The organism is Serratia sp. X3 (genome assembly GCF_014982455.1).
In the GTDB taxonomy this organism is placed as follows: domain Bacteria; phylum Pseudomonadota; class Gammaproteobacteria; order Enterobacterales; family Enterobacteriaceae; genus Serratia; species Serratia ureilytica.
Window position 1 is genome coordinate 115,791 of sequence record NZ_JADCNB010000002.1, and the last position, 25,943, is coordinate 141,733.

A 25,943-nucleotide genomic window follows, 5' to 3' on the forward strand; every position below is an offset into this window, starting at 1 on the left:
CTCCCGGTGAACGCTTAGCGATAAATCCCGACGGACGGCGCATCGCCGACATAGCCAAAACCGCGATACATCCCCTCGCTGTTGAACGGCAGCGCGATATTGCCGTGGCGATCGACGGCGATCATGCCGCCGCTGCCGCCCAGCGCCGGCAGCTTCTCCATCACCACCCGATCGCTGGCTTCTTGCAGGCTGAGCCCGCCGTATTCGATCAGGGCGGAGACGTCATAGGCCGCCACGCCGCGCAAGAAGATTTCGCCGGTGCCGGTGCTGGAGACCGCCACGGTGGCGTTATTGGCATAGCAACCGGCGCCGATGATCGGCGTGTCGCCCACCCGCCCGGCCTGCTTGTTGGTCATGCCGCCGGTGGAAGTGGCGGCGGCGAGGTTGCCCAGCGCATCCAGCGCCACCGCGCCGACGGTGCCGAATTTGCGATCGGGATCGAGCGGATCGGCGGCCTGCGCCGCGCCGTCGTGATCGAGCAATACCCGCCCCTGCTCCGCCTGGGCGCGGTGCAACTGATCAAAGCGTTCCTGAGTAAAGAAGAAGTCGGGGGCGACCATTTCCAAGCCGTGGGCGGCGGCAAACTTCTCGGCGCCTTCGGCGGTAAACAGCACGTGTTCGCTGTTTTCCAGCACCGCGCGCGCCGCCAGCACCGGGTTGCGGATGCGGCTGACGCCGGCGACGGCGCCGGCATCACAGGTGCGGCCGTCCATCACGCAGGCATCCAGCTCGTGGGTGCCCTGATGGGTAAACACCGAGCCTTTACCGGCGTTGAACAGCGGGCACTCTTCGAGCAGCCGCACCGCTTCGGTCACCGCGTCCAGCGCGCTGCCGCCCTGTGCCAATATCGCCTGCCCGGCGGCCACGATCTCGGACAGCGCCTGAATATACTGCCGTTCCTTTTCCGCACTCAGCGCCGCCCGGGTAATTGCGCCCGCGCCGCCATGAATGGCAATCACTGGTTTGCTCATTTGCCTGACACCCTGTGTTAATCCCGCCGTAGCACAGCGAATAAGCTGAGCGCGGTATCATTATTATTCAGTCTTTTTTCGATGCTATTTAGCCCGACTGTGGAAGTACAGCATAACGTCCACGCCCCACTTTTAGCGTAGTCCGCTTAGACCGTTTCGCACCTTGAAATAGCTTATTGGAATAAAAACAGCAGGTTATAAAAAGCAGCAAACCGCTGATAGTGCGGCTGGGATTATTGGTAATTTCGCGAGAGGAAATAGCGGCATGGGGTAATGAAATAAGCGTTCACGCTGAATAATCATTATTTCGACGCCCGGCCTGCCGTTTTTTTCCCGGCCGGGCGAAGATAATCCGCGATTAAAAACCGGAACCGGGTTGCTGTAAAAAGGCCTCTTCTTCCGGCGTGCTGATGCGCCCCAATATCGCATTGCGATGCGGGTAACGGCCGAAACGATCGATGATCGCCTTATGACGCAGTTCGAATTCCAGCTGATCGCCGTTATTGAGCTCGGTATACAACACCAGCGCCTGTTGGTGAATCAGCGGCGATTCCGAATGCATGAACGGCAGATAAAGGAAGCCGCGCTGCTCGCGGCTCAGCCGTTCGCACTCGCCGCTGCGGATCGCCTCCTGCGCCAGAATCAACGCCATGCCGTCGCAGGCGAACGACTGCGGCGTGCCGCGGAACAGGTTGCGGCTGAACTGATCGAGCACGATCACCTCCGCCAGCCGCCCTTCGATGGTGTCGCGCCAGTGCGCCAGCTCCCCCGCCGCCGCCGCCCGCCAGATTTCGCCGAAGCGGCTGTGCAGCAAGCGATCGAAATCATCGTCCTTTTTGAACCACATCACCGGTTCGATCTCGTCGAACCAGAATTCGATAACCTGTTTATGCATCATGATTCTCCTCTGTTTTACGCAGTTTATACCCGTTCGCACTTCCGGCGCAGTGCGAAAGATGGCGGGCATAACCCGTTCTCCCCCCCGGCGTTCTCTGCCATAATACCCGCACTTTGTCGCTATCAATGCGCACCCTGATTACGGAGTTCCCCTTATGGATCATTGCCATACTTCCGATCTCATCTCCCTGGAGCAAGCGCTGGAAAAAATGCTCGGGCAGATCGCCCCGCTGCAGCAGACCGAATCCATCGCCCTGACCGCCGCCGCCGGCCGCATCACCGCCGCGCCGGTGGTCTCACCACTCGACGTGCCGCCGTTCGCCAACTCGGCGATGGACGGCTATGCGGTGCGCCTCGCCGATTTACAGGCCGGCGTGCCGCTGCCGGTCGCCGGTAAGGCCTTCGCCGGCGCACCGTTCGACGGCCAATGGCCGGCCAACAGCTGCGTGCGCATCATGACCGGCGCGCCGATCCCGGCCGGGGCGGACGCGGTTGTCATGCAGGAGCAGGCTGAAGTGAGCAACCTGGGCGTGCGTTTTACCGCCCCGGCAGAAGCCGGCCAGAATATCCGTTTGGCGGGTGAAGACATTCGCCAAGGCGCCAGCGTGCTGCCGGCCGGCGTGAAGCTGGGCGCCGCGCAGCTGCCGCTGCTGGCTTCGCTCGGGGTCGCCGAAGTGCAAGTGATGCGTAAGCTGAAGGTCGCGGTGTTTTCCACCGGCGACGAACTGCAGCCGGTCGGCCAGCCGCTGCAGGCGGGCCAGATCTATGACACCAACCGCTTCGCGGTGCGCCTGATGCTGGAGCAGCTGGGCTGCGACGTGCTCGATCTCGGCATTATCCGCGACGATCGCGATGCGCTGCGCGCCGCCTTCGAACAAGCGGACAGCCAGGCCGACGTGGTGATCAGCAGCGGCGGTGTCTCGGTCGGCGAAGCCGACTACACCAAACAGATGCTCGACGAGCTGGGCCAGGTCAGCTTCTGGAAGCTGGCGATCAAACCCGGCAAACCGTTCGCCTTCGGCAAACTGGGCCACGCCTGGTTCTGCGGCCTGCCGGGCAACCCGGTTTCCGCCGCCCTGACCTTCTACCAGCTGGTGCAACCGCTGCTGGCGAAGTTGGCCGGCCACAGCGACTGGCGCCTGCCGCCGCGCCTGCGCGCGCGGGCGCTGACGCCGCTGAAGAAATCGCCGGGCCGCCTCGATTTTCAGCGCGGCGTGTTCAGCAGCAACGCCGCGGGCGAACTGGAGGTCAGCACCACCGGCCACCAGGGCTCACACGTCTTCAGCTCCTACAGCCAGGGCAACTGTTTCATCGTGCTGGAGCGCGAACGCGGTTCGGTGGCGGCGGGTGAAACGGTAGAGATCGAACCGTTCAACGCCCTGCTGAGGAGCTGAACATGTTGCCGGAATTGACCGACGCCGAAGCTCTGCGCTACAACCGCCAGATCGTGCTGCGCGGCTTTGACTTCGACGGCCAGGAGAAGCTGAAGGCCGCCCGCGTGCTAATCGCCGGGCTGGGCGGGCTGGGCTGCGCCGCCGCGCCTTATCTGGCGGCGGCCGGGGTCGGCCATCTGGTGCTGGTGGATTTCGACACCGTCTCGCTCTCCAATCTGCAGCGCCAAATCCTGCACCGCGACGATCGCATCGGCCAGAGCAAAGTCGCCTCCGCCAGGCAGGAACTGAGCGCCATCAATCCGCATATCCGCATCGACGCCATCGACGGCCGTCTGGAAGACGATGCAGTTGCGGCAGAGATCGCCGCCAGCGATCTGGTGCTGGACTGCACCGACAACGTGGCGGCGCGCGACGCGCTGAACCGCCTGTGCCACGCGCAGCGCAAACCGCTGGTTTCCGGCGCGGCGATCCGCATGGAGGGCCAGCTCAGCGTGTTCACCTATCAGCCGGGCGAGCCCTGCTACCGCTGCCTGAGCCGGCTGTTCGGCGACAGCGCCCTCACCTGCGTAGAAGCCGGCGTGATGGCGCCGCTGGTCGGCACTATCGGCACCCTGCAGGCGATGGAAGCCATCAAGCTGTTGGCCGACTATGGTCAGCCGCTGCGCGGCAAGCTGTTGATGTTCGATGCGATGAGCATGCAGTTCCGCGAGATGAAACTGCCGAAGGATCCGCACTGCGAGGTGTGCGGCGGGGAATGACGGATAAAAAAAGGGCGGGATAATTCCCGCCCTGATGCGTTGCCGCGAGGGTTACACGATGCCCTGGCTGCGCAGATAGTCTTCGTAGTTGCCGGTAAAGTCGATCACCTTGTTCGGGGTGATTTCCAGAATCCGGGTCGCCAGCGAGCTGACGAACTCACGGTCGTGGGAGACGAAGATCAGCGTGCCTTCGTACATCTCCAGCGCCATGTTCAGCGATTCGATGGATTCCATATCCAGGTGGTTGGTCGGTTCGTCCATCACCAGAATATTCGGGCGCTGCATCATCAGCTTGCCGAACAGCATGCGGCCCTTCTCACCACCGGACAGCACCTTCACTTTCTTCTTGATGTCGTCCTGGCTGAACAGCAGACGGCCCAGCACGCTGCGCACCGCCTGCTCGTCGTCTTTTTCCTGCTTCCACTGGCTCATCCAGTCGAACACGCTCAGGGTGTCGTCGAACTCGTATTCGTGATCCTGCGCGTAGTAACCGATACGGGCGTTTTCCGACCATTTCACGGTGCCGCTGTCCGGCTGCGCGTCGCCCACCAGCGTTTTCAGCAGGGTGGTTTTACCGATGCCGTTGGCGCCCAGCACCGCGACCTTCTCGCCCACTTCCACCATCAGGTTCAGCTTGCTGAACAACGGGCCTTCGTCGAAGCCCTTGGTGAGCGCTTCCACTTCCAGCGCGTTACGGAACAGCTTCTTGTCCTGCTCGAAGCGGATGAACGGGTTCTGGCGGCTGGAAGCTTTCACCTCTTCCAGTTGGATCTTGTCGATCTGACGAGCGCGCGAGGTGGCCTGCTTGGATTTGGAGGCGTTGGCGCTGAAGCGGCTGACGAACGATTGCAGCTCATTGATCTGCGCCTTCTTCTTGGCGTTGTCCGCCAGCAGACGCTCGCGCGCCTGGGTGGCGGCGGTCATGTATTCGTCGTAGTTGCCCGGGTAAACGCGCAGTTCGCCGTAGTCCAGATCCGCCATGTGGGTGCAGACCATGTTCAGGAAGTGACGGTCGTGCGAGATGATGATCATGGTGCTGTTGCGCTCGTTGAGCACGTTTTCCAGCCAGCGGATGGTGTCGATGTCCAGGTTGTTGGTCGGTTCGTCGAGCAGCAGGATTTCCGGATCGGAGAACAGCGCCTGCGCCAGCAACACGCGCAGCTTCCAGCCCGGCGCGATTTCGCTCATCGGGCCATAGTGCTGCTCAACCGGAATGCCCACGCCGAGCAACAGTTCGCCGGCGCGCGCTTCGGCGCTGTAGCCGTCCATTTCGCCGTAGGCCACTTCCAGATCGGCCACTTTATAGCCGTCTTCTTCGCTCATCTCCGCCAATGCGTAGATGCGGTCGCGCTCTTCCTTCACCGCCCACAGTTCGGTGTGGCCCATGATCACGGTATCCAGCACGCTGTACTGCTCAAAGGCGAACTGATCCTGACGCAGTTTACCCAGGCGCTCGTTCGGATCGAGGAACACGTTGCCGCCGCTCGGTGCCAGATCGCCGCCGAGGATTTTCATAAAGGTGGACTTGCCGCAGCCGTTGGCGCCGATCAGGCCGTAACGGTTGCCGCCGCCGAATTTGACAGAGATGTTTTCAAACAACGGCTTACTGCCGAACTGCATGGTGATGTTGTTAGTGCTTAACACAGCGCTCGCTCTTTATACATAGGGAATGTGATTTGGCGCGCATTATGCCACAACGGGGTGCAGAGATCGCGGGAAGTTTCGGTGACATTTTGAGCGGCGCCTGCGGCATCCGATCCTTTTCGCAGGCGGCATAGCTGAACTAACGCGGCGGGAACTTCGCGGCAATCATCGCCGCCGTCGGCTGCACGCCGCCCAGGCTCCATTGTTCGGGCGCATGTTCATCGATTCGGACCCAAACCGACTGCCTGAACGCCGGATCCCCTCGCCCTTCTATCTCTACCAGCAGTTCGGTAATGCGGGACAGCAATTCGCTTTTTTGCCGTTCATCCAGCATGCCTTTCACCGTTTGCACATTAACAAATGGCATTATACTCTCCTTGAATATAGTTAAGTCTAAAAATAAGACCTAGATTAGCCAAGGAAAATGCCCATGTCAAAATCTCCCGATCTCCCTACCGTTTCTCTTGCCCTGTGCGGGCTGGCGCAGGCCGCGGATCTGCTTGGCGATCGCTGGACATTACTGATCCTGCGCGAGTCATTCTACGGCGTCCGCCGTTTTGAAGAGCTGCGCGAGAATATCGGCGCTTCACGCCAGGCGTTGAGCAACCGTCTGAATGCCATGGTAGAACAAGAACTGTTGGCCAAACGCGCTTACCGGGAGCCGGGCGAGCGCGAACGACATGAATATGTCTTGACGGACAAGGGGCGCAGCCTGGGGCCCATCCTGGTTGCGCTGATGGCGTGGGGCCACCGGCATATTCTGCATGACAACCCCCACGTTCAACTGGTGGATAAACGCAGCGGGCTGCCGGTGCAGTTGGCATTTATCGATGCGCAGGCGCACGTAGTGCCTGAAGACGCGCTGCAAATGTCGGCCGTTGAGCTCCCCCCGGCCTGACTTACCCATTCTGGTCTACGCTTGATACCAGACTGATTTAGGACAAGGATGCTGAACCATGCCACACCTCTATAACACCGCGCTGCTGATCGGCGCTGCGCTGAGCGCCATCGCCGCCCTGCTGCATATTTGGGTGATCGCCGCCGGGCCGCGCGGCTATCGGCTGTGCGGCGCCGGCGATCGCTTCATTAAGGCGGCGGAAGCAGGTAAAAAGTTCCCTGCCGTCGTTACCGCCGGCATCGCGCTGGTGTTGTTTATTTGGGCGCTTTACGCGCTGTCCGGCGCGGGCCTGATCGCGCCACTGCTGCGGCCCGCGCTGTTTATCATCACCTTTATCTACCTGCTGCGCGGCGTCGCCGGCCCTTTCGCCCTGCGCGATACCGGCCGCAGCCAACGCTTCATCGTCGTCAGCTCGCTGATTTGCCTCGGCTTCGGGCTGGTGCATCTGCTGGGGATGACGCAGCGCTGGGGGGCGTTGGCGTAACGCCCTGTTGCCGCAAAACGGCGATAAACGCCTGCGCGGCGGCGCTGCGGTAAGCGCCTTGGCGCTGCAGCCATACCGCCTGCCGCACCGGCATGGCGTTGGCCAACGCCACTTTTTTCAACTGCCGGTTCTCGCGCGCAATCGCGGCCGGCAACAGCGTGGCGAGCTGCCCGCGCCGCACGATCTCAAGGATGGCGCCCAGCGCATTGGCCTCCACCGCCACCTGCGGCCGGAAACCGAGCTGCGTGCAGTAGCGATCGATAAACTGACGCGTGGCGAAGTCGCCGCTCAGCAAGGCCAGCGGCAGAGTTCGCCACTCCGCCAGCGCCAGCGGCCGACGCCGCGCCGCCAGGGGATGATCGGCGCCGACCATCAGCTCCAGCGTCTCACTGAACAACGGCATCGCTTCCACCTCCGCCGACTGCGCCATCTCAAAGGCAATCCCCAGATCCAGCCGATCCTGCGCCAGCAGCGCCTCAATCCGCTCTTGCGCCATCTCCTCAATGCTCAGCGTAATCCCCGGGTAGCGGCGGTAGAACGCATCGATCGTCGGCCCCACCAGATAGGCGGTGAAGGTCGGGGTCATCGCCAGCCGCAAATGGCCGCGCGCCAGCGTCGCCACGTCATGGATCGCCCGCGCGCCGGCGTCCAGATCCTGCAGCGCCAGGCGCGCATAGCGCATCCAGGCCTCACCGGCGTCGGTCAGCTGCACCCTTCTGCCGCTGCGATCGAACAGCGGCGCTCCCAGCGCATCCTCCAGCTGTTTGATCTGCTGCGACAAGGTCGGTTGCGAGACGTGCAGCGCTTCGGCGGCACGGGTGAAATTGCCCTGTTCGGCCACGGCCAGAAAATAACGGATATGTCGCAGCAGCATAGCGCCCCAACTATTAGTAAAACCTATAGCCAGCATTATAAATGGGTCTTAGACCCTATAGCCAGAAGCGTTCATGATGCCTCCATCGCTTACCCCCCTGGGAGAAAAACAATGAAAGAGGTAATTGAGGGCTTCCTGAAGTTCCAGCGCGAAGCCTTTGTTGAACGCACGGCGCTGTTTCAGCGGCTGGCCACCCGCCAAAATCCGCGCACGCTGTTTATCTCGTGTTCCGACAGCCGCCTGGTGCCGGAGCTGGTCACCCAGCGCGAGCCGGGCGATCTGTTCGTTATCCGCAATGCCGGCAACATCGTGCCTTCTTTCGGCCCCGAACCCGGCGGGGTGACCGCCTCGGTCGAGTACGCCGTCGCCGCGCTGGGCGTGGAAGATATCGTGATCTGCGGCCATTCCGACTGCGGCGCGATGACCGCCATCGCCACCTGCCAGTGTCTGGATCACCTGCCAACGGTCGCCGGCTGGCTGCGTTACGCCGATTCCGCCAAGGCGGTCAATCAGGCTTATCCGCACGCCTGCGACGAAGCGCGGGTCGCGTCGATGGTGCGCGAAAACGTCATCGCCCAGCTCAACAACATCAAAACGCACCCTTCCGTCGCCCTGGCGCTGGAACAGGGCCGCCTGACGCTGCACGGCTGGGTCTATGACATCGCCAGCGGCGCTATCGAGGCGCTGGACGGCGAAACCCGCCGCTTCGTGCCGCTCGCCACCCATCCCGAGGTGACCGCCACGCCGGCGATCGCCCGTTTTTAAGCCCACAAAAGGAGCCAACATGACACACTCTCTGCACAACGCCGCCCCGCGCGAAGCGCTCACCGACACCATCATGGCCGCCAAGATCCGCCATAACCTGACGTTCGAAGCGCTGGCCGAGGGCACCGGTCTCAGCCTGGCGTTCGTCACCGCCGCGCTGCTGGGGCAGCATGCGCTGCCGGAAGCGGCGGCGCGCACCGTGGCGGTCAAGCTGGGGCTGGATGAAGAGGCGGTACAGCTGCTGCAAACCATCCCGCTGCGCGGCAGCATCCCCGGCGGCGTGCCGACCGACCCGACCATTTATCGTTTCTATGAAATGCTGCAGGTCTACGGCTCCACGCTGAAAGCGCTGGTGCACGAGCAGTTTGGCGACGGCATCATCAGCGCCATCAACTTCAAGCTGGATATCAAGAAGGTCGCCGATCCGGACGGCGGCGAACGCGCGGTGATCACCCTGGACGGCAAATACCTGCCGACCAAGCCTTTCTGATTGGCCTTGCGCCGGCGGCCCACGTCGCCGGCAAATTGACAGCCAACCGGCCATTGGCTACATTAACTGCGCTGAAACGCCGCTCTGGCGTTTTTCACTGCCCGAGGCCTGTATGTTGGAGATTGTAACCACCCGATAGTCGCTTCCTTGCCGCATGGCGAGGGACTCTGACGTATCCGACGCGCGTTTGCGCGGGGATGCGCGTATCTGGGGTTATTACAGGATCTCCCAACATGAACATTTCCAAAGCGGAACAACGCGTGCTGCACGTGTTGGCCAAAGGCGGCTATATCGCCTTCACCCGCAACGACGCCGGTCGCGTCACCCACGTTGAATGCTACACCCGCGAAGGGCTCGGCTTGGCCGACTGCTCGCTGGCCGTTTTCACCAAGCTCAAAACCAAACGCCTGATCCTCTCTCGCCAGGGGCGCCCTTATCGCGTCACCTTCGCCGGGCTCAAGGCCGTGCGGGCGCAGCTGGATAACCGTTAATCATCGATACCGGCCGGGCAGGTAGCCCGGTCGGCACAGTCTTATTTAATCAGGATACAACCATGAACATCACGTTACGCCACGAAACGCCGGCCGACGTCGGCGCCATCGCCACCCTCACCGCCGCCGCATTCTTGCATGCCGAGCACAGCAGCCACACCGAGCAGTTTATCGTCAATGCGCTGCGCGCGGCGGGAGCCCTCACCCTGTCGCTGGTCGCCGAACGCAATGGCACACCGATCGGGCACGCGTCCGTCTCGCCGGTCGCACTCAGCAACGGCGCCGCCGGGTGGTACGGGCTGGCGCCGGTGTCGGTGCTGCCGGCCTGTCAGGGCCAGGGGATCGGCAGCATGCTTATCCGCCGGCTGCTGGCCGAGCTGCAGGAGCGTGGCGCCGCAGGCTGCGTGGTGCTGGGCGATCCGAGCTATTACGGCCGTTTCGGCTTCCAGGCGCAGAGCGCGCTGACCCTGCCGGGCGTGCCGCAAGACTACTTCCGCGCCGTCGCCTTCCAAGGCGCGCTGCCGTGCGCGGAGGTCACCTTCCACAACGCGTTTAACGCCGAAGCCTAACCCTGTTGCCGGCGCCGTCATGGCGCCGGTTTTCAGTCCCGCTCGCCATAACGCAAGATAGTCATCCCTTCCTCTTCCACCGGGGGAACAAAATACTGCGCCAGGTGCTCAAACTCCGCCTCGCTCAGTGTAAACGGGTGTTCGCCGCGCGCATTTCTCAGCGTTATCCGGTTCAGGCACTGCGCATGGCTGACGTCGAGAAAGTGCAGGCAGTGCGCGACGCCGGCCTCCTCCGCCAAGGCTTTGGCCCAGCGCCGCCTGTCCGGCGTATTCATCGGGAAATCGAGCGCCACGGACCAACCGCCGCGCAGCAGCTGAACAAGGTGCCCGCCCAGCGCCCGCCGCAACCGGTCGGAGCAGCGCGCGTAGTCTTGCAGGCTGGCCATATCCTGTTCATACAGCGTCGCCAGCCATGCATCTTCGCTCAGCAACAGCGTTTGCGGCTGCTGGGCCAAACGCTGCGCCAACGTCGATTTGCCTGCGCCGGCCTTGCCGCACATCAGGTGTAAAACTCCAGGGTAGGTTTTCATGACGTTCTCCGGTCGTTGCCGGAAGGGGATAAAAAAACCCGCCTGCCGGCGGGTTTTTATTGGCGACACACGCGCTATCCCACCCTCTGGAGAAGGGTGATAATAATTTTCGCGAATGGGCGGTAGGATTTTTTCATAGCTAATGAATATGACAACCGTGCAGCGTTGTCAATTCGCTTCCGACGCAGGCTTGCTCTGTGCGTGATAACAACGGCTATCCTGTGGCGCCTGGTCGCGTCTCTCCAGCCCGTAGTCCCGCACCACCTCCGCCACCCGCAGCCGATACTGCGCCAACACTTCGCCACGGCCGCGCGTCTGCGCCGCCCGGTGCTGTTCGAGATTGCGCCACTGCTGCACCGCCGCCTCGTCGCGCCAGAAAGAGAGCGACAGCAGGCGCGCAGGATCCGCCAGGCTTTGGAAGCGCTCGATAGAGATGAATCCGTCGATCTGCGCCAGCAGCGGCTTCAGCGCCGCCGCCAGCGCCAGATAGGTATCGCGCTGCCCATCGGCGGCCTGCAGTTCAAAAATCACGGCAATCATCCTCGTCTCCTCTCAACGGTAAAATTCCGGCACGCGCGCATTCAGCGAACGGCGCCACTGCACCGATTTCAACGCCCGCTCATCAATATCCAGCGAATACGGCCGCACAGCAGCAAAGTGCGATGACTACAGGCTAGCAATGGACGCACAGCCATACTTCGTCTAACCTCGAAGTATGCATAACATCGAGATAGAAGATCGTTTAGCGGCGCTGAGCGCCGCCATCGCCGACCGCACCCGGGCGCGCATGCTGTGCCTGTTGATGGACGGGCGCGCCTACACCGCTACCGAGCTCAGCGCGGCGGTCGAGGTCGCCCCGTCCACCGCCAGCGCGCATCTGGCGAAACTGCTGGAACAGCAGTTGATTGCCTGCGTCAAACAGGGGCGCTATCGCTATTTCCGGCTGGCCGGGCAACCGGTGGCCGCCGCGCTGGAAGGTCTGATGGCGTTGACCGGCGTGCCGCGCCCGTCGGTGAAGAGCAGCACGCCGACCTCGCTGCAATATGCCCGCACCTGCTACGACCATATGGCGGGCGAGGTAGCGGTAAAGCTGCACGATCGGCTGCATGCGCTGAACTGGTTGAGCGGCGAGGAAGACTACCGCTTAAGCGACGCCGGCCAGGCGGCCCTGGCGCGGCTGAGCGTCGATTGTTCCCCCGCTCCCACCCGCCGCCGTTTCGCCTGCGGTTGCCTGGACTGGAGCGAACGCCGATCTCACCTCGGCGGCGCGCTGGGCGCTGCGCTGCTGAACGCCTTTATCCAACGCGGCTGGATGCTGCGCCAACTCGACAGCCGCGAGCTGCAGCTGACCGACGCCGGTAAAAAAGCGCTGGCCGCACATTTTGACCTCACGGTGTAACCCGGCGGCAGGGTAGTTTTACTGCAATACTCTAGGGGTACGCTTAAGCGACCCCGCCAACCCGAGGAGTTTCCATGCTCGATTCCACCCAATTCCCGATCGTCAAACGCTGGCCGGCTCAGCATCCGGAACGGCTGCAGCTCTACTCTCTGCCGACGCCGAACGGCGTCAAAGTGTCCATCATGCTCGAAGAGATCGGCCTGCCTTATGAAGCGCACCTGATCGACATCGGCAACAACGAAACCTGGACGCCGGAATTCCTGGCGCTGAACCCGAACGGCAAGATCCCGGCGATCATCGATCCCGACGGCCCCGGCGGCCGGCCGCTGCCGCTGTTCGAATCCGGCGCCATTCTGCTCTACCTGGCGGAAAAGAGCGGCCGTTTCCTGCCACAGGACCCGGCGCAGCGTTACGAAACCATTCAATGGGTGTTCTTCCAGATGGCCGCCGTCGGCCCGATGTTCGGCCAGCTCGGTTTCTTCCATAAATTCGCCGGGCGCGAATATGAAGACAAGCGGCCGCTGGAGCGCTACAAAAACGAATCGAAACGCCTGCTCGGCGTGCTGGAAACACGCCTTGAAGGCCGCGACTGGATCATGGGCGCGGAGTACACCATCGCCGATATCTCGCTGCTGGGTTGGGTGCGCAACCTGATCGGCTTCTATGAGGCGCGCGAACTGGTGGAGTTCGACAGTTTCCCTCGCGTCGCGCAGTGGCTGGAGCGCGGTCTGGCGCGCCCGGCGGTGCAGCGTGGGCTCGCTATCCCGGCGCGCGCGGCCTGATCGTCAAACGGGGTGGCCGCCGGGCCATCCCGCCTTCCACTGTCATAAAATTGTCATCCCTCTGCTCTACTCTCCTTTCGTAACAATTTGATGTTATTTACATTGTTGTATTACGACAAGGAGCTTACCCCATGCAACCTGCTGTATCCCTGATCGCCGGCGCCGTACTGTCCGCCCTGCTCTGTTCCTCCGCCATCGCGGCGGAAACCTCGGCCAATGCCGATGGCCTGACCGATCGCGCCGCGCGCGGCAACCTCGTCGAACCGGGCGGCGCCCGCCGTCTGGCCGGCGATCAGACCGCCGCGCTGAAGGCGTCGCTGTCGGACAAAACGGCGAAAAACGTGATCCTGCTGATTGGCGATGGCATGGGGGATTCCGAGATCACCGCCGCGCGCAACTACGCCGAAGGCGCAGGCGGTTACTTCAAGGGCATCGACGCCCTGCCGCTGACCGGGCAATACACCCATTACTCGCTGGACAGGAAAACCCACAAGCCGGACTACGTGACCGACTCCGCCGCCTCCGCCACCGCCTGGGCCACCGGGGTGAAAACCTATAACGGCGCGCTCGGCGTGGACGTGAACGGCAAGGATCAACCGACGCTGCTGGAGATCGCCAAGGCCGCCGGCAAGGCCACCGGCAACGTCTCCACCGCCGAGTTGCAAGACGCCACGCCGGCAGCGCTGGTCTCGCACGTCATCTCACGCAAGTGCTATGGCCCGGAGGAAACCAGCGAGAAATGCGCCGCTAACGCGCTGGAAAACGGCGGCCGCGGCTCCATCACCGAACAACTGCTGAAAACCCGCGCCGACGTCACGCTGGGCGGCGGCGCGAAATCGTTCAACCAGCTGGCGAAAAGCGGCGAATGGCAAGGAAAATCGCTGAAGGAGCAGGCGGCGGCGCAGGGTTATCAGTGGGTGAGCAACGCCGACGAACTGCAGGCCGTTACCCTCGCCAACCAGCAAAAACCGCTGCTGGGGCTGTTCGCCGACGGCAATATGCCGGTGCGTTGGCTGGGGCCGAAAGCCAGCTACCACGGCAACCTCGACAAACCGGCGGTAACCTGCGAAAACAACCCGGCGCGCACCGCCGCCACGCCAACGCTGGCGGCGATGACCGAAAAAGCGATCGCGCTGTTGAAAGACAACCCGAACGGCTTCTTCCTGCAGGTGGAGGGCGCGTCGATCGATAAGCAGGATCACGCCGCCAACCCGTGCGGGCAGATTGGCGAAACCGTCGATCTGGACGAAGCGGTGCAAAAAGCGCTGGCCTTCGCCCGCGCCGACGGCAACACGCTGGTGATCGTCACTGCCGACCACGCGCACGCCAGCCAGATCGTCTCCGCCGACGCCAAAGCGCCGGGCCTGACCCAAAAGCTGACCACCAAGGACGGCGCACCGATGACCCTCAGCTACGGCAACTCGGAAGAGGAGTCGCAGGGGCACACCGGCACCCAGCTGCGCGTCGCGGCCTACGGCCCGCACGCCGCCAACGTAGTGGGCCTGACCGATCAGACCGATCTGTTCTTCACCATGCGCGATGCGATGGGCATCAAGTAACCGCCCTCTGAACGATGGCCGCCCGCAACGGCGGCCATTTATTATTGGTTACCGATGCGCATTTGCAATTAATCCGCAATTATTGTGTGATAACGAAATAACGTCTAATTACGCGGCAATTAACCCATGAAAATAACGCGGTTATATTGTCTTTCGCTCCTCTCTGTTTATTCCTGCGACAGCAACCGGCCTATTTTTGCTTATATTCGTTTTTTTTAGTTACAAAAGTAGTTTTTAACATTCTCGCAAACAATAATACCCCGCCAGTAACGTGAACCGATCAATTTGCATCCGGACGGCCTGCAATAGTTCACTTTTCGTTAAAAACCCTATTAACAAAAAGGCATTATTGCTGCCTATCGGCTTTCGCCGGGCGGTCGGCTTCATTATTTCCAGGGTAACTCCCGCTAAATTCTTTCACCTGCAATGAGTAGAATTTACACACAAGAGATTTAATTCAATGAGAAAATTACTCGTCCTGATTTTCAGTCTCAGCCTGTTTGGCGTTACGCAACAGGCGGCGGCTGAAGAGAAGAATAAAACCGTCGACGTGGTTCTGATCGGCGGCGGCATCATGAGCGCCACCTTGGGTACCTATCTGCATGAGCTGGAGCCGACCTGGACCATCGACATGTACGAGCGCATGAACGGCGTAGCGGAAGAGAGCTCCAACGGCTGGAACAACGCCGGTACCGGGCACTCCGCCTTCAGCGAAATGAACTACACGCCGGAAAAAGCCGATGGCACCATCGACATCAGCAAGGCGGTGAAGGTCAACGAGTCTTTCGAAATCTCTCGCCAGTTCTGGTCTTATCAGGTGAAAAACAATGTCCTGAAAGATCCGAAATCTTTCATTAACAGCGTGCCGCACATGAGCTTCGTGTGGGGCGACGACAACGTCAACTTCCTGCGTAAACGCTATGCGGCGCTGCAGCACAGCACCCTGTTCCGCGGCATGGAATACTCCGAAGATCCTGCGCAGATCAAGCAGTGGGCGCCACTGGTGATGAACGGCCGCGATCCGGCGCAGAAAATCGCCGCGACCCGCATGCCGCTGGGTACCGACGTCAACTTCGGCGTGATCACCCACCAGCTGGTTGACGCGCTGAGCGCCAGCGACAAGTTCAAGCTGAACCTGAGCCACGAAGTGCGCGACATCAAGCGCAACGCCGACCAGACCTGGAGCGTGACCGTTGCCGATCTGAACCGCGACGGCAAAGAAACCACCGTTAACGCCAAGTTCGTGTTCATCGGCGCAGGCGGCGCATCCCTGACCCTGCTGCAGAAATCCGGCATCCCTGAAGCCGACGGCTACGGCGGCTTCCCGGTCGGCGGCCAGTTCCTGGTCACCACCAATCCGGAGATCGCCAACCAGCACCTGGCCAAAGTGTATGGCCTGGCCAGCGTAGGTTCGCCGCCGATGTCCGTGCCGCACCTGGATACCCGCATGCTGGACGGCAAGCGCGTGCTGCTGTTCGGGCCGTTCGCCACCTTCTCCAGCAAGTTCCTGAAGAACGGCTCGCTGTTCGATCTGCTGCACTCGCTAAGCACCTCGAACCTGATGCCGATGACCCACGTCGGTCTGGATAACTTCGATCTGGTGAAATACCTGGTCGGCCAGCTGATGATGAACGACGACGACCGCTTCGCCGCGCTGAAAGAGTACTTCCCGGACGCCAAGCAGGAAGACTGGAAGCTGTGGACCGCAGGCCAGCGCGTACAGATCATCAAGAAAGACGCGGATAAAGGCGGCGTGCTGCAGTTCGGCACCGAAGTCGTCAGCTCCGAAGACGGCAGCATCGCCGCTCTGCTGGGCGCTTCGCCGGGCGCTTCTACCGCTGCGCCAATCATGCTGCATCTGATGGAAACCGTGTTCAAAGACAAAGTGGCGACGCCGGAATGGCAGAGCAAGCTGAAAGAGATCATCCCGTCTTACGGCCACAAGCTGAACGGCGATATCGAGATGACCAACAAGATCCGCGGCTACACCAGCAGCGTGCTGGGTCTGAACTACATTGAAGTGAAACCGGAAACTAACTGATTCCCCGTGGTTTCCTGCTGACAAGGCCGCCTTATGCGGCCTTTTTTCTATACCCCTGCCGCTCAAAGAGCATTTTTGGCCACCTATTTACCCCCGGTTTACCCTTGCGTAACGGCGCACTCACGCCTATTATCAAAGCATATTCTTGGATAATTAAGCTAAGTCACTGTGACCTGAATGTCGTTTTTGCGGGAGAACTAAAACCATGGATCGCGTCAATATCATTCACGATTTACTAGACTGGATTGAAACTCATCTGGATCAGCCGCTGCTGCTGGACAACGTCGCCGCCAAGTCGGGCTACTCCAAATGGCACCTGCAGCGCATGTTCCGCAGCACCACCGGCCACGCGCTCGGCAGCTATATCCGCGAGCGGCGCCTGTCGCAGGCGGCGCAGGCGCTGCGCTCCACCCCACGCCCGATCCTGGATATCGCCCTGCAATACCATTTCGACTCTCAGCCTTCGTTCTCGCGTGCCTTCAAGAAACAGTTCGGCAAGACCCCGGCGGTGTATCGCCGCACCACCCGCTGGGACGTCGCCGAATGGCCGGCGCAGCCGCAGGTTGAGCAACACCGCGACGCCCCCGCCTTACCGCGCTGGTTTGCCGGCAAACTGCCGGAAGGCGTATGCACCAGTTGGATGGGGCTGCGTTAATCCACGCGGTATTAGGCACAAAAAAAGGGTTCAGTTCGCGAGAACTGAACCCTTTCTTTATTGACGAGACACCGAATTATTTGAAGGTGACGTCGACGTTGGCAGTGGCGTTGAACACCCCGGTCTTCGGCGTATTGGTCAACCACTTCAGGTTCGCGATAAAGGTCTCTTTCACTTCGTTCTGCTTATCCTGCAGCACACCGCCGAAATCCACGTTGGTTTGCAGTGGGATCGGTTTTTTACTGGTGTCGCGCTGCTGCGTCAGGAAGATCGCCACGCCCGGTTGGGTGGTTGGCAGGATCTGCGTGTTGTCTGACGGATCGGCGTTGGTGCTGCTGAAACTGGCCTGCAGAGATTGGCCGGCACATTCGCCGCCGCTCAAGGTAGCCTTGATATCAAACGGCACCTGCTTGGCGATAGTACCGATTTTGGCGCTGGAGCTGGTTAGCACGCCGAAATCGACGCTGGCGCCGTTGTTGGCCAACACGGTGATCTGCGGGTTGCACTGGATCACGCGGATCTTGTCCAGCCCCTTGATGTAGGCGTTAAAGTTACTGTCTTTGGTAGCGTTCAGACCCTTCACGCCATCGATTTGGAACAGCGATGCGCGTGCCAGCGGCGGGAAGTTACCCGCCGGCGGTTTCACCCCGGTGGCTTTGATATACACCGAATAGGTGGCAGTCACCGCCTGCGGCGCCGCCGGGTTTCTACCGTTGGTACGTATTGTGCCTGGCCCCAAATCCGGGCCGGTCGGGCTGTTGGAGCTCTGCTTAAGGTTGATCGCATCATAATCAACACCGTTGATCGACACACCGATAGCCAATGATTTATCTAACGCGCCGAACGAGTTCTGCGGGTTCCAGTAAATATAAGCGTGTTCCCCCTGTGGGAATTTATCGGTATCCCAGCACGTAAAGGTGGAGGTAAAGTTCTGCGAACGCCAAATCAGGTTGCCCGCCACAAAGTCGCTGGCGGCCAGCACGATTGGACGGCCGACGTCGATATCCTGCGTCACGCTGCCGGTTGGTCTGCTACTGCCGGTCGAGTTGCCGAAGCGGCATTGCATCGCCGCCGCCTGTTGCGCCATCGCCAACCCCGCCAGCCCCACCACCGACAGAAGTGTGTTACGTGCTAATTTGCTCAAGTTCATGGTGTACCTTACAGTTTTTGGCATTGCAGGGTCAGTTCCTGATATCCCATGGCCGCTTGTTTGTCGCCCACGTCCGCCGGAATCGGCAGTACGCATTGCTGATCGGCTTTCGGGCCCCATTTGATCGTCAGTTTTTCACCCGCTTTCACGCCGGAAACATAGGTTGCGCCCTCCAGGCCCACGGTGCCGCTGTTGCGGCCGGACTCGTTGAACACGCCGGCGCCGATGGCCGGATAACCGTTATCACCCAGACGAGCGTGAATCAGCAGGCTGACGCCCTTGAAGGTATCGAAGCTCACCTTCACCACCGATTTCTCGGTCGGCACCACTTGCTTACTGGCCACCGGCACATCCAGGCCCGGGCCAAAATCTTCGGTGCGCAGCGCCACATAGTTGTAGCGGTACGGGTTGGCCGACGGCACCACCGCATAACCGAAGCGATCGATGGTCACGCCCGGCTGGTTTTCCAGACGCACGCCTTTGGCGTCTTTCGCTTCCACCAGCAAGATAGTGTTCTGCAACGGCTGAGTCAGAGTCGCGCCGCCGGAGTGCACCAGCAGACCACCGGAGAGGCCCAGCCCTTCCTGGCGGTATTTCGAACTGTAGGCATAGCTACCGTCGATGTTACCGATGCTGCTGCTGTAGCCCAGGTTCAGGTTGCTGCTCTGACCGGAGGACTGCGTATGCCCGGTGGAAACCGAGTAGTTCATGCGACGGTCATCCAGCATGGTGCCGCTGATGCCGGTCGAGTAGCTGTCGCCGCTCTGTTTGCTGTGCGCCGCGCTGAAGTTGGCGGTGGTCGAGTTGTTGCTCTGGCCCCAATCCAACGGGATCGACATCGTGAAGTTCACGCTGCGATCGGAATAGCCGTACTGGCCGCGCGTATCCTGCAGATACACGCCGTAGGAAATACGTTTGAAGCCGTCGTTGTAACCCAGTTGAATCGTGCGATCGTTACCGGACACGCCCCAGTAGTTCTGGTGGCTGACGTTGGCGTACAGGCTCGCGCCCGCCCACAGCTGCTGGCTGAGCGACAGCTCGACGCGTTCGCGCTTGTTGCCGTAGCGCGCGGTGTATCGGGTGCGTTTCTGGTTGTTGCTCCAGGAAGGCTGGCCCGGCTGCAGATCGTTTGGATCCCAGTAATCATTGGCATAAATGCCGTTGCGCCAGCTGTTGCGTTCCTGGACCGCATCGCTGAGATCATAGTAACCGGACGTCGCATAGCGATAGCCCGCCAACTGGAAGTTGGTGCCCATCTGGTTGAGCGACTTGGAGTACAGGAAACGGAAGCTCTGTCCCTGTTTGCGATCGCCGTTCGCCAGCTCGGTATCGGAGATCGAACCGTCTACGGAGATGGCGCCCCATGAGCCCAGACTCTTACCGATACCCACGGCAGCGGAACGGTAGTGCTCGGCGATGATGGCGCCACCGAACGGCGTCAGGCCATAGTTCATGCCGTATGCCGCCGTGCCCTGAATCAGCTTCGGCTGATAGCCGCCGTTACCGTTGTGGTATTTACCGGCGGTCAGCTGGAAGTTCCAAATACCTTCGCGCAGCATGTTGGCCACGGAGGAGTAGGCAACGCTGAACGTTTTATGCGAACCGTCGGCCTCGTTCACGGTCACCTGCAGGTCACCGTTATTGGTATGCGGATAGACGTCGTGGATCTCGAACGGACCCGGCGCGACGTTGGTGCTATAGATGACGTAACCGTTCTGGCGGATCTCGACGCGGGCGTTGGTCGCCGCCACGCCGCGCACTACCGGCGCATAACCGCGCAGGCTGTCCGGCAGCATGTCGTCAACGCTAGAGAGTTGTACCCCGCGGAACTGGAAGCTGTTGAACACGCTGTTGTTGGTGCTCGCCTGCCCCATCACCAAACGGCTGCGCCATGGCACGATGTCGGTCTCGGCCCAGGAAGAGACGTTGGTCCAGTTGCTGCTGCTGCCACTCTGTTTGTCCCAGGTGGAGTTGTTGCGCAGGCGCCATCTGCCCAGGTTGAGGCCACTGTTCAACGCGAGGAACATGTACTCGCTGTCGTCGGCGTCATCTCGGCGATAGCTGTTCTTGTTGTAGTTGAAGTTATAGTTGGCGAACAGCGCGTTGATGCCTTCATCGTACATGCTTGGCGGGATCGCGCCAATGGCGCTCAGATCCATCATGGTCTGCGGTACGGAGATGTTGATCTGCTGCACCGCCGCGTCATAGCTGACGGTGGCGTCTTTAACCAACGCAGGCAGATCAACGCAGCTGCCGGCCTGCAGCGTTTCCGGCAGTTTGATGCCGTAGTTGCGCAGGTCTTCAACTTTCAGGCAAGGTTGAGACGCGGTCTGGCCTTTAACCTGACGAAAAGTAACATCTTTGTGATCGACCTGAGTCAGGTTGACGTAGATGTCGAATGGGTAAACGCCCGGTTGCAAAGCATCGCCCTGAGCGACCGCTTCCGCGTTACTCAGGTTTTCATCGCCGTGAATAAACGACATGTTAAACTCTGCCAGCGCCGTTTCACTCCATAACATTGGCGCGCTGGCGGCAATGATTGCAATACGGATCAGCTGCGTCAGCCGCGTCGTTCCGCCTGCTACTTTTCGTTGATTTGCCATTCCCTGTCTCTCTTATTGTACTGGAACGTCCTTGACTTCCGTTCTACCGCCAAAATCGTTGATATAACTGAAAGCAATCTTGTTGCCGACGCTGACGCCCGCCGGGATGTTGATCGATAAGCGATCTTTCGGGCTCACCATGTTGGCGTCCACATCCACGGTCTTGCCCGCGCTGTTTTTCAAATGCAGCGCCCCAAAGGTAATATGCAGCGGGCCATCGTTAATCACTTGCAGGCGTGAACCTTCACGCTGCCAACGCAAGTTTTGTACTTGCTCGTCCAGCGTCGTTTTCAACGCCACCGGCCGGTAAAAAAGTTTGATTCGGGTACGCACCGCAACCTGCAGCACGTTTTCTTGCTTCGGCGCCGGTGGAATTTCCTGCACGTTAATCCACAGCAGGGTTTCTTTATCCTGAGGTAAGCCATTACCGGAATAGATAAAGCGCAAAACCGCGGTTTTGGCAGCGTCCAATTTCAGAATCGGTGGAACGACAACGACAGGCAGATTTTTCGGCACTTGGTTTCTATCGCCGGTGTCCAGCCAGGTCTGCACCATATAAGCTTCTGAAGCATCGTTATGAATTGGCAGAGAGGCGGATTTGTCATCGCCTTTATAGATCACGCGAGTGGCATCTACCTGGATACCGGCGTAGCTGTTAAAGGTGCCCAGCATCAGCAGAGCAGCAAAGAACTTTTTCATCGGTTTCCTCTATGGGCCATCCTTGGCCGTATGTGTCCTGAAAGACGATTATTTGTATTCGATAGTGAACGGGCTGGTGGCGTTAGCCAGACCTGCAGTTACGTTGCTATCGAATGAACGGTAACGAGCCTGCAGGTTGAAGGTCGCTTTACCGTCAGCAGCGATGGTGACTTTCGCTACATCGTCGTTGATGTTGGAACCGTCGCCGATAGCGAATGGCTTGCCGTTGTTATCGGTGATTTCGATACCCACGCCGGTAGCTGCAGCGCCGGTGCCGCCAACGTTGCTTACGGACAGCAGGTCTGGGTTGCCGGCAACGGTGTTACCGTCGAAGCGCAGGCTGTAATCGCCGGCATCACATTTTTCCAGAGAGATCTGGAAAGCTTTAGAAGCGGATTTAGAACCCACGGTTGGGAAAGCAGAAGTTGGGTAAGTACCCAGGTAAACTTCTTTATTTTGAGTATCGCTAGTTACCTGGCAGGTAGACTGTTTGATTTCACCGGTGAATTTAACAGTGCCGTTTGCTGCCATTGCGTTGGAAGCAGTTGCAGACAATACCAGGGCAGCCAAAGGCAATAATACTTTTTTCATTTCCAGCTCCATAGAACAATAAAATAATCGATTCAGTGGCGGGCTTATATATATATTGCCGCCACTGAGCATACACTCAGCGATAGCACTCCCTTGCTGAAAAGGAGCGTTGCCTCGATGAACTCATTGCCGGACGAAATATAGACTAAGCATATTCTTAATGTTAAATCGTTTAAAACATTCATAAGCCCCCTCTTGATAGGAATAAACTATCGGCGGATACCTATCGATCGATGTTGACGATTCATATGAATAGGAATAATCTGTGTTTGGGAAAGCTGCAGAGTTCAACATTTTGCGTTAAGGCCTGAAAATCAGAATATTATCCCGAATATTTACATTTAGTAACAGATTGCGACGTTTGGACTTTGGCACGAATTCCGCGTTAAATGGTCTGTCGACACGTTTCGGCCATCCTGACGCTTTAAATAAGAAATTTACCAATAAATACGGAGTAACTTTCTTTTTAACCATTTAAAATCAACAAGTTAAATATCAATCCAAGGATTGGGAAATGAGCGGTTCTTTCAGAGAGAAAAATAACGGCATTAATTATGTTTTCCAGCCAATGTTCGCGAAATCGGGACAATTGCTGGCCGTTGAATGCCTGTCTCGCTTTACGTTTAATAGCGAATATGCCCATTTTTCTCCTGAACAGTTCTTTCGCCATGCCGACAGCGCTACCCGGATTGAGATTTTGATGGATCAGATCAATCTGATCGATAAATACAAACACTGGTTTCATGAAAACCAAGTGATAGCCACTTTGAATGTTGACGATTATTCCCTGCAATCGCTGGCGAATACTCACTTTGCCGAAAGAATTAATGCCCTGCGCTGTATTCATTTTGAGATCAGCGAGAATTCAACCCGGCTGGTGAAAGATCGCGTGCACGGCGATCCGTCATTGAATAGTTATTCATTTTGGCTCGATGATTTTGGTTCTGGCTATGCGGGTTTTTCCGCGTTGTACAACAGCCAGTTCCGCTTCGTTAAGCTCGATCGTTTTCTGCTTTGGGACTTTATGAAAAAGTCCGGCGGCGAGGGCTTGATGCGCGCGTTACTGCGCTTCTTTTACCTTAATCATTACAAGGTAATTATCGAAGGAGTTGAAACTCCCGAACACAAGAAATGGCTGGATGAAATGCCATATTACGCACTGCAGGGAAAGCTGTGGAAGGAATCCAGCATCAGGGATTTGAACTCGCTTCTTACAGCTGAATACTTTTAACTCGGTATTGGTGTTTGCCCTATGTCTAAAAACAACGTTCTTGTGATTAGTGAGTGTAAGTACAGCTATGTTGGCCTGTCGGTGCTGCTGAAGAAACACTACGGCGCGTACGATATCCGCCTGTTTTCCGATTTCATGCACGGCGGCGCCAAAGCGGAAAAGATCACCAAGCACGATATCGCACTGATTTTCACCTCGCAAAACCTGGAACAGAGCGTCAACGTGATCGAAAGCCTGGTGTCCCTGCACCAGCAGTACAACAGCAAAACGCGCCTGTTGGTGTTCTATGACGACGAGCGCGTGGTGAAACTGCTGTCGATCCTGGGGATTTCAGTCGAGTTGGTCTCCACCCGCATTCCGCTTTATTCGCTGCAGGAAAAAATCCAGCGGCTGCTGGAAAGCAAAGAGCCGGGCGGTATCCGGGTGCAGAAAACCCGCGAGCTCAGCCCGGCGGAAAGCGACGTGATCTTCAATCTGCTGCGCGGCGACAGCCTGCTGCATATCGCGGAAAAACGCGGCACGCACCCGAAAACCATCTTCTCGCAGAAATACAGCGCGATGAAAAAGCTGCGGCTGCGCAGCATGAGCACCATCTTCGTCGCCGGCAAATAACACGTCCTGGTTTGTTGCGCGGTACGCCGCGCGGCAATCCCCCCTCGCCGAGTTAAATTAATGTAACAACCGGCGACAAAGCAGCAACAGACACACAACATCCTCTCCTGTTGGCTACGATTTGCACACGGATTATCCGTGAGTCATGTCGTGTGGATTAAAAATAAACATCAGGAGATGTTATGAAGTCGTCCTTATTCAGCCGCTATACCTGCTTTGTGCTGAGCATCTTGCTCACCCTGGTTTTCTTGATCATGATGCACAACCATCCGTGGTTCTGGCTGCCGGCCCTGGCTTGCGGTTGCCTGATGGTGTTGGGTATCTACGATCTCACGCAGCAGCGCCACGCCATTTGCCGCAACTACCCGATCATCGGCCGCCTGCGCTTCTTCTTCGAGTTCATCCGCCCGGAACTGCGCCAGTATTTCCTCGAGCAGGATAATGAAGAGATCCCGTTCTCCCGCACCCAGCGCACGCTGGTGTATCGCCGGGCGAAAAACGAGATGGGCGACAAACCGTTCGGCACCCTGCTGGACGTGTATCAAACCGGCTATGAGTGCATCGGCCACTCCATGCGGCCAGTGGAAGCCGCCGATCCCACCAGTTTTCGTATCACCATCGGCGGCGCTGACTGCCGCCAGCCCTACTCCGCGTCAATCTTCAACATTTCGGCGATGAGCTTCGGCGCGCTCTCCGCCAACGCCATTCGTGCACTCAACCTCGGCGCGGCCAAAGGCAATTTCTACCACGACACCGGCGAGGGCAGCATCAGCCGCTATCACCGCGAAAACAACGGTGATTTGGTGTGGGAACTGGGCAGCGGCTATTTCGGCTGCCGCACCGCCGACGGCCATTTCGATCCGCGCCGCTTTGCCGAACAGGCGCAAAGCCCGCAGGTGAAAATGATTGAAATCAAGCTCAGCCAGGGCGCCAAACCGGGCCACGGCGGCATTCTGCCGGCGAAAAAAGTGGATGCGGAAATCGCCGCCACCCGCGGCGTGCCGGAAGGCGTGGATTGCATCTCGCCGGCCTCGCACAGCGCCTTTACCACCCCGCTGGAAATGATGCAGTTCATCCAACAGCTGCGCGAGCTGTCAGGCGGCAAACCGGTCGGTTTCAAGCTGTGCATCGGCCACCCGTGGGAGTTCGTCGCCATCGTCAAGGCGATGCTGCACACCCGCATTCTGCCGGACTTCATCGTGGTGGACGGCAAGGAAGGCGGCACCGGCGCCGCCCCGCTCGAACTCTCCAACTATATGGGCATGCCGCTGCGCGAAGGGCTGCTGTTCGTGCATAACACGCTGGTGGGCTGCGGCCTGCGCGACCAAATCAAGATTGGTGCCAGCGGCAAGATCATCAGCGCCTTTGACATCGCCAGCGTGCTGGTGCTCGGCGCCGACTGGGTGAATTCGGCGCGCGGCTTTATGTTCGCCGTCGGCTGCATCCAGTCGCAAAGCTGCCACACCAACCACTGCCCGACCGGCGTCGCGACGCAAGATCCGCTGCGTCAGAAGGCGTTGGTGGTGCCGAACAAGGCGGAGCGCGTCTATCACTTCCATCAAAATACGGTGAAAGCGCTGGCGGATATGCTGGCGGCGGCCGGCGTCAGCCGCCCGGAGCAGCTGACCTCGCACCATATGCTGCGCCGCATCACGCCGACCGAGATCAAGGTGTACGCCGATATCTATTACTACCTGGAGCCGGGCGCGCTGCTGCAGCCGGAGATCAAAAGCGAGTTCTACGCCCGCATGTGGCGCATGGCGACGCCCAACAGTTTCGATCAGGCGATCTCGCTGCCGGTGGCATGATGGGATAAGGAATAAAAAGAGAGTTGCCCCCTCGCCTTGGGGAAGAGC

At 59.4% G+C, this 25,943-nt stretch carries 27 protein-coding genes; 16 read left to right on the top strand and 11 right to left on the bottom strand.

The genetic code is table 11. The annotated features are described in order from the left end of the window. Positions 1-14 precede the first annotated feature (14 nt). Positions 15-971 carry an isoaspartyl peptidase/L-asparaginase family protein gene (locus IMX17_RS10790; protein WP_033633719.1) on the bottom strand — a complete coding sequence of 319 codons (957 nt, stop codon included), beginning with the start codon at positions 969-971 and terminating at the stop codon, positions 15-17. Between the two features lie 358 nt (positions 972-1,329). Next, positions 1,330-1,866 carry a DUF924 family protein gene (locus IMX17_RS10795; protein WP_033650589.1) on the bottom strand — a complete coding sequence of 179 codons (537 nt, stop codon included), beginning with the start codon at positions 1,864-1,866 and terminating at the stop codon, positions 1,330-1,332. 157 nt (positions 1,867-2,023) lie between these two features. Between IMX17_RS10795 and moeA the strand changes: the two genes are divergently transcribed. Both moeA and moeB read left to right on the top strand, forming a co-directional pair. Beyond that, positions 2,024-3,262, top strand: coding sequence for a molybdopterin molybdotransferase MoeA (gene moeA, locus IMX17_RS10800; protein WP_182264867.1), 1,239 nt, complete (start codon positions 2,024-2,026; stop codon positions 3,260-3,262). 2 nt (positions 3,263-3,264) lie between these two features. Continuing rightward, positions 3,265-4,020 (top strand): molybdopterin-synthase adenylyltransferase MoeB, encoded by a 756-nt coding sequence (moeB, locus tag IMX17_RS10805; protein WP_046896975.1) that lies wholly within the window; start codon positions 3,265-3,267, stop codon positions 4,018-4,020. 51 nt (positions 4,021-4,071) lie between these two features. On the opposite strand, the gene IMX17_RS10810 is transcribed toward moeB, so the two are convergent. Next, positions 4,072-5,664, bottom strand: coding sequence for an ABC-F family ATPase (locus IMX17_RS10810; RefSeq protein WP_004939011.1), 1,593 nt, complete (start codon positions 5,662-5,664; stop codon positions 4,072-4,074). Positions 5,665-5,803: 139 nt separating this feature from the next. Further along, positions 5,804-6,031: a tautomerase family protein gene (locus IMX17_RS10815; protein ID WP_033650586.1), complete on the bottom strand. Its 228-nt coding sequence runs from the start codon at positions 6,029-6,031 to the stop codon at positions 5,804-5,806. Between the two features lie 63 nt (positions 6,032-6,094). On the opposite strand from IMX17_RS10815, the gene IMX17_RS10820 reads away from it, so the two are divergent. Continuing rightward, the gene (locus tag IMX17_RS10820; protein ID WP_046896974.1) at positions 6,095-6,562 is read left to right on the top strand and encodes a helix-turn-helix domain-containing protein; all 468 of its coding nucleotides are present in this window, start codon (positions 6,095-6,097) and stop codon (positions 6,560-6,562) included. Between the two features lie 58 nt (positions 6,563-6,620). Continuing rightward, on the top strand, positions 6,621-7,046 hold the full coding sequence (locus tag IMX17_RS10825; protein ID WP_193549764.1) for a hypothetical protein: 426 nt from the start codon (positions 6,621-6,623) through the stop codon (positions 7,044-7,046). On the opposite strand, the gene cynR is transcribed toward IMX17_RS10825, so the two are convergent. Then, a complete protein-coding gene (gene cynR / locus IMX17_RS10830; protein WP_193549765.1) occupies positions 6,970-7,920 on the bottom strand; it encodes a transcriptional regulator CynR in 951 nt (316 codons plus the stop codon). The two genes, IMX17_RS10825 and cynR, sit on opposite strands and share 77 nt — an antisense overlap. Before the next feature lie 111 nt (positions 7,921-8,031). Between cynR and IMX17_RS10835 the strand changes: the two genes are divergently transcribed. The 4 genes from IMX17_RS10835 to IMX17_RS10850 all read left to right on the top strand — a co-directional run bounded on the left by IMX17_RS10835 (position 8,032) and on the right by IMX17_RS10850 (position 10,235). Further along, positions 8,032-8,685 (top strand): carbonic anhydrase, encoded by a 654-nt coding sequence (locus IMX17_RS10835; RefSeq protein WP_044031615.1) that lies wholly within the window; start codon positions 8,032-8,034, stop codon positions 8,683-8,685. 19 nt (positions 8,686-8,704) lie between these two features. Further along, positions 8,705-9,175, top strand: a complete 471-nt coding sequence (gene cynS, locus IMX17_RS10840) for a cyanase (protein WP_182264871.1) — start codon at positions 8,705-8,707, stop codon at positions 9,173-9,175. Between the two features lie 233 nt (positions 9,176-9,408). Continuing rightward, entirely contained in the window at positions 9,409-9,666 is a 258-nt protein-coding gene (locus IMX17_RS10845) for a YjhX family toxin (protein WP_004939031.1), read from the top strand. 62 nt (positions 9,667-9,728) lie between these two features. Continuing rightward, the gene (locus IMX17_RS10850; RefSeq protein ID WP_046896973.1) at positions 9,729-10,235 is read left to right on the top strand and encodes a GNAT family N-acetyltransferase; all 507 of its coding nucleotides are present in this window, start codon (positions 9,729-9,731) and stop codon (positions 10,233-10,235) included. A gap of 32 nt (positions 10,236-10,267) precedes the next feature. Here IMX17_RS10850 and IMX17_RS10855 read toward each other — a convergent pair whose 3' ends face one another. Both IMX17_RS10855 and IMX17_RS10860 read right to left on the bottom strand, forming a co-directional pair. Continuing rightward, a complete protein-coding gene (locus IMX17_RS10855) occupies positions 10,268-10,765 on the bottom strand; it encodes an ATP-binding protein (RefSeq protein ID WP_182264872.1) in 498 nt (165 codons plus the stop codon). A 168-nt stretch (positions 10,766-10,933) separates the two neighbouring features. After that, positions 10,934-11,305, bottom strand: a complete 372-nt coding sequence (locus IMX17_RS10860) for an antibiotic biosynthesis monooxygenase (RefSeq protein ID WP_182264873.1) — start codon at positions 11,303-11,305, stop codon at positions 10,934-10,936. 175 nt (positions 11,306-11,480) lie between these two features. Here IMX17_RS10860 and IMX17_RS10865 point away from each other — a divergent pair, with 175 nt between their 5' ends. The 5 genes from IMX17_RS10865 (at position 11,481) to IMX17_RS10885 (ending at position 17,201) form a co-directional block, all read left to right on the top strand. After that, positions 11,481-12,164 (top strand): helix-turn-helix transcriptional regulator, encoded by a 684-nt coding sequence (locus tag IMX17_RS10865; protein ID WP_182264874.1) that lies wholly within the window; start codon positions 11,481-11,483, stop codon positions 12,162-12,164. Positions 12,165-12,238: 74 nt separating this feature from the next. Further along, positions 12,239-12,946 (top strand): glutathione S-transferase N-terminal domain-containing protein, encoded by a 708-nt coding sequence (locus IMX17_RS10870; protein WP_033642416.1) that lies wholly within the window; start codon positions 12,239-12,241, stop codon positions 12,944-12,946. Positions 12,947-13,077: 131 nt separating this feature from the next. Beyond that, a complete protein-coding gene (phoA, locus tag IMX17_RS10875; RefSeq protein ID WP_193549766.1) occupies positions 13,078-14,505 on the top strand; it encodes an alkaline phosphatase in 1,428 nt (475 codons plus the stop codon). 460 nt (positions 14,506-14,965) lie between these two features. Then, complete coding sequence (locus tag IMX17_RS10880) at positions 14,966-16,546, top strand: malate:quinone oxidoreductase (RefSeq protein WP_015377186.1); 1,581 nt, start codon at positions 14,966-14,968, stop codon at positions 16,544-16,546. A 205-nt stretch (positions 16,547-16,751) separates the two neighbouring features. Then, on the top strand, positions 16,752-17,201 hold the full coding sequence (locus tag IMX17_RS10885; protein WP_193549767.1) for a helix-turn-helix domain-containing protein: 450 nt from the start codon (positions 16,752-16,754) through the stop codon (positions 17,199-17,201). Positions 17,202-17,277: 76 nt separating this feature from the next. Here IMX17_RS10885 and IMX17_RS10890 read toward each other — a convergent pair whose 3' ends face one another. The 4 genes from IMX17_RS10890 to IMX17_RS10905 are packed head-to-tail and all read right to left on the bottom strand — an operon-like array spanning position 17,278 to position 22,244. Then, positions 17,278-18,345 (bottom strand): fimbrial protein, encoded by a 1,068-nt coding sequence (locus IMX17_RS10890; protein ID WP_370571162.1) that lies wholly within the window; start codon positions 18,343-18,345, stop codon positions 17,278-17,280. Between the two features lie 14 nt (positions 18,346-18,359). Then, a complete protein-coding gene (locus tag IMX17_RS10895; protein ID WP_043137171.1) occupies positions 18,360-20,954 on the bottom strand; it encodes a fimbria/pilus outer membrane usher protein in 2,595 nt (864 codons plus the stop codon). Between the two features lie 12 nt (positions 20,955-20,966). Further along, positions 20,967-21,653, bottom strand: a complete 687-nt coding sequence (locus IMX17_RS10900) for a molecular chaperone (RefSeq protein ID WP_033650575.1) — start codon at positions 21,651-21,653, stop codon at positions 20,967-20,969. Between the two features lie 48 nt (positions 21,654-21,701). Continuing rightward, positions 21,702-22,244 (bottom strand): fimbrial protein, encoded by a 543-nt coding sequence (locus IMX17_RS10905; protein WP_033647475.1) that lies wholly within the window; start codon positions 22,242-22,244, stop codon positions 21,702-21,704. 514 nt (positions 22,245-22,758) lie between these two features. Here IMX17_RS10905 and IMX17_RS10910 point away from each other — a divergent pair. From IMX17_RS10910 to IMX17_RS10920, 3 genes are all read left to right on the top strand, one after another. Then, on the top strand, positions 22,759-23,475 hold the full coding sequence (locus IMX17_RS10910; RefSeq protein WP_193549768.1) for an EAL domain-containing protein: 717 nt from the start codon (positions 22,759-22,761) through the stop codon (positions 23,473-23,475). A 21-nt stretch (positions 23,476-23,496) separates the two neighbouring features. Further along, positions 23,497-24,087, top strand: coding sequence for a LuxR family transcriptional regulator (locus tag IMX17_RS10915; protein ID WP_004939094.1), 591 nt, complete (start codon positions 23,497-23,499; stop codon positions 24,085-24,087). 182 nt (positions 24,088-24,269) lie between these two features. Next, positions 24,270-25,895 carry an FMN-binding glutamate synthase family protein gene (locus tag IMX17_RS10920; protein WP_182073865.1) on the top strand — a complete coding sequence of 542 codons (1,626 nt, stop codon included), beginning with the start codon at positions 24,270-24,272 and terminating at the stop codon, positions 25,893-25,895. The last annotated feature ends 48 nt before the right edge of the window (positions 25,896-25,943 follow it).

What these genes read in the sequence shown, in the direction of transcription:
- IMX17_RS10790 (WP_033633719.1), bottom strand. Translation starts at nt 971, where the DNA reads ATGAGCAAACCAGTGATTGCCATTCATGGCGGCGCGGGCGCAATTACC.
- IMX17_RS10795 (WP_033650589.1), bottom strand. Translation starts at nt 1,866, where the DNA reads ATGCATAAACAGGTTATCGAATTCTGGTTCGACGAGATCGAACCGGTG.
- moeA (WP_182264867.1), top strand. Translation starts at nt 2,024, where the DNA reads ATGGATCATTGCCATACTTCCGATCTCATCTCCCTGGAGCAAGCGCTG.
- moeB (WP_046896975.1), top strand. Translation starts at nt 3,265, where the DNA reads ATGTTGCCGGAATTGACCGACGCCGAAGCTCTGCGCTACAACCGCCAG.
- IMX17_RS10815 (WP_033650586.1), bottom strand. Translation starts at nt 6,031, where the DNA reads ATGCCATTTGTTAATGTGCAAACGGTGAAAGGCATGCTGGATGAACGG.
- IMX17_RS10820 (WP_046896974.1), top strand. Translation starts at nt 6,095, where the DNA reads ATGTCAAAATCTCCCGATCTCCCTACCGTTTCTCTTGCCCTGTGCGGG.
- IMX17_RS10825 (WP_193549764.1), top strand. Translation starts at nt 6,621, where the DNA reads ATGCCACACCTCTATAACACCGCGCTGCTGATCGGCGCTGCGCTGAGC.
- cynR (WP_193549765.1), bottom strand. Translation starts at nt 7,920, where the DNA reads ATGCTGCTGCGACATATCCGTTATTTTCTGGCCGTGGCCGAACAGGGC.
- IMX17_RS10835 (WP_044031615.1), top strand. Translation starts at nt 8,032, where the DNA reads ATGAAAGAGGTAATTGAGGGCTTCCTGAAGTTCCAGCGCGAAGCCTTT.
- cynS (WP_182264871.1), top strand. Translation starts at nt 8,705, where the DNA reads ATGACACACTCTCTGCACAACGCCGCCCCGCGCGAAGCGCTCACCGAC.
- IMX17_RS10845 (WP_004939031.1), top strand. Translation starts at nt 9,409, where the DNA reads ATGAACATTTCCAAAGCGGAACAACGCGTGCTGCACGTGTTGGCCAAA.
- IMX17_RS10850 (WP_046896973.1), top strand. Translation starts at nt 9,729, where the DNA reads ATGAACATCACGTTACGCCACGAAACGCCGGCCGACGTCGGCGCCATC.
- IMX17_RS10855 (WP_182264872.1), bottom strand. Translation starts at nt 10,765, where the DNA reads ATGAAAACCTACCCTGGAGTTTTACACCTGATGTGCGGCAAGGCCGGC.
- IMX17_RS10860 (WP_182264873.1), bottom strand. Translation starts at nt 11,305, where the DNA reads ATGATTGCCGTGATTTTTGAACTGCAGGCCGCCGATGGGCAGCGCGAT.
- IMX17_RS10865 (WP_182264874.1), top strand. Translation starts at nt 11,481, where the DNA reads ATGCATAACATCGAGATAGAAGATCGTTTAGCGGCGCTGAGCGCCGCC.
- IMX17_RS10870 (WP_033642416.1), top strand. Translation starts at nt 12,239, where the DNA reads ATGCTCGATTCCACCCAATTCCCGATCGTCAAACGCTGGCCGGCTCAG.
- phoA (WP_193549766.1), top strand. Translation starts at nt 13,078, where the DNA reads ATGCAACCTGCTGTATCCCTGATCGCCGGCGCCGTACTGTCCGCCCTG.
- IMX17_RS10880 (WP_015377186.1), top strand. Translation starts at nt 14,966, where the DNA reads ATGAGAAAATTACTCGTCCTGATTTTCAGTCTCAGCCTGTTTGGCGTT.
- IMX17_RS10885 (WP_193549767.1), top strand. Translation starts at nt 16,752, where the DNA reads ATGGATCGCGTCAATATCATTCACGATTTACTAGACTGGATTGAAACT.
- IMX17_RS10895 (WP_043137171.1), bottom strand. Translation starts at nt 20,954, where the DNA reads ATGGCAAATCAACGAAAAGTAGCAGGCGGAACGACGCGGCTGACGCAG.
- IMX17_RS10900 (WP_033650575.1), bottom strand. Translation starts at nt 21,653, where the DNA reads ATGAAAAAGTTCTTTGCTGCTCTGCTGATGCTGGGCACCTTTAACAGC.
- IMX17_RS10905 (WP_033647475.1), bottom strand. Translation starts at nt 22,244, where the DNA reads ATGAAAAAAGTATTATTGCCTTTGGCTGCCCTGGTATTGTCTGCAACT.
- IMX17_RS10910 (WP_193549768.1), top strand. Translation starts at nt 22,759, where the DNA reads ATGAGCGGTTCTTTCAGAGAGAAAAATAACGGCATTAATTATGTTTTC.
- IMX17_RS10915 (WP_004939094.1), top strand. Translation starts at nt 23,497, where the DNA reads ATGTCTAAAAACAACGTTCTTGTGATTAGTGAGTGTAAGTACAGCTAT.
- IMX17_RS10920 (WP_182073865.1), top strand. Translation starts at nt 24,270, where the DNA reads ATGAAGTCGTCCTTATTCAGCCGCTATACCTGCTTTGTGCTGAGCATC.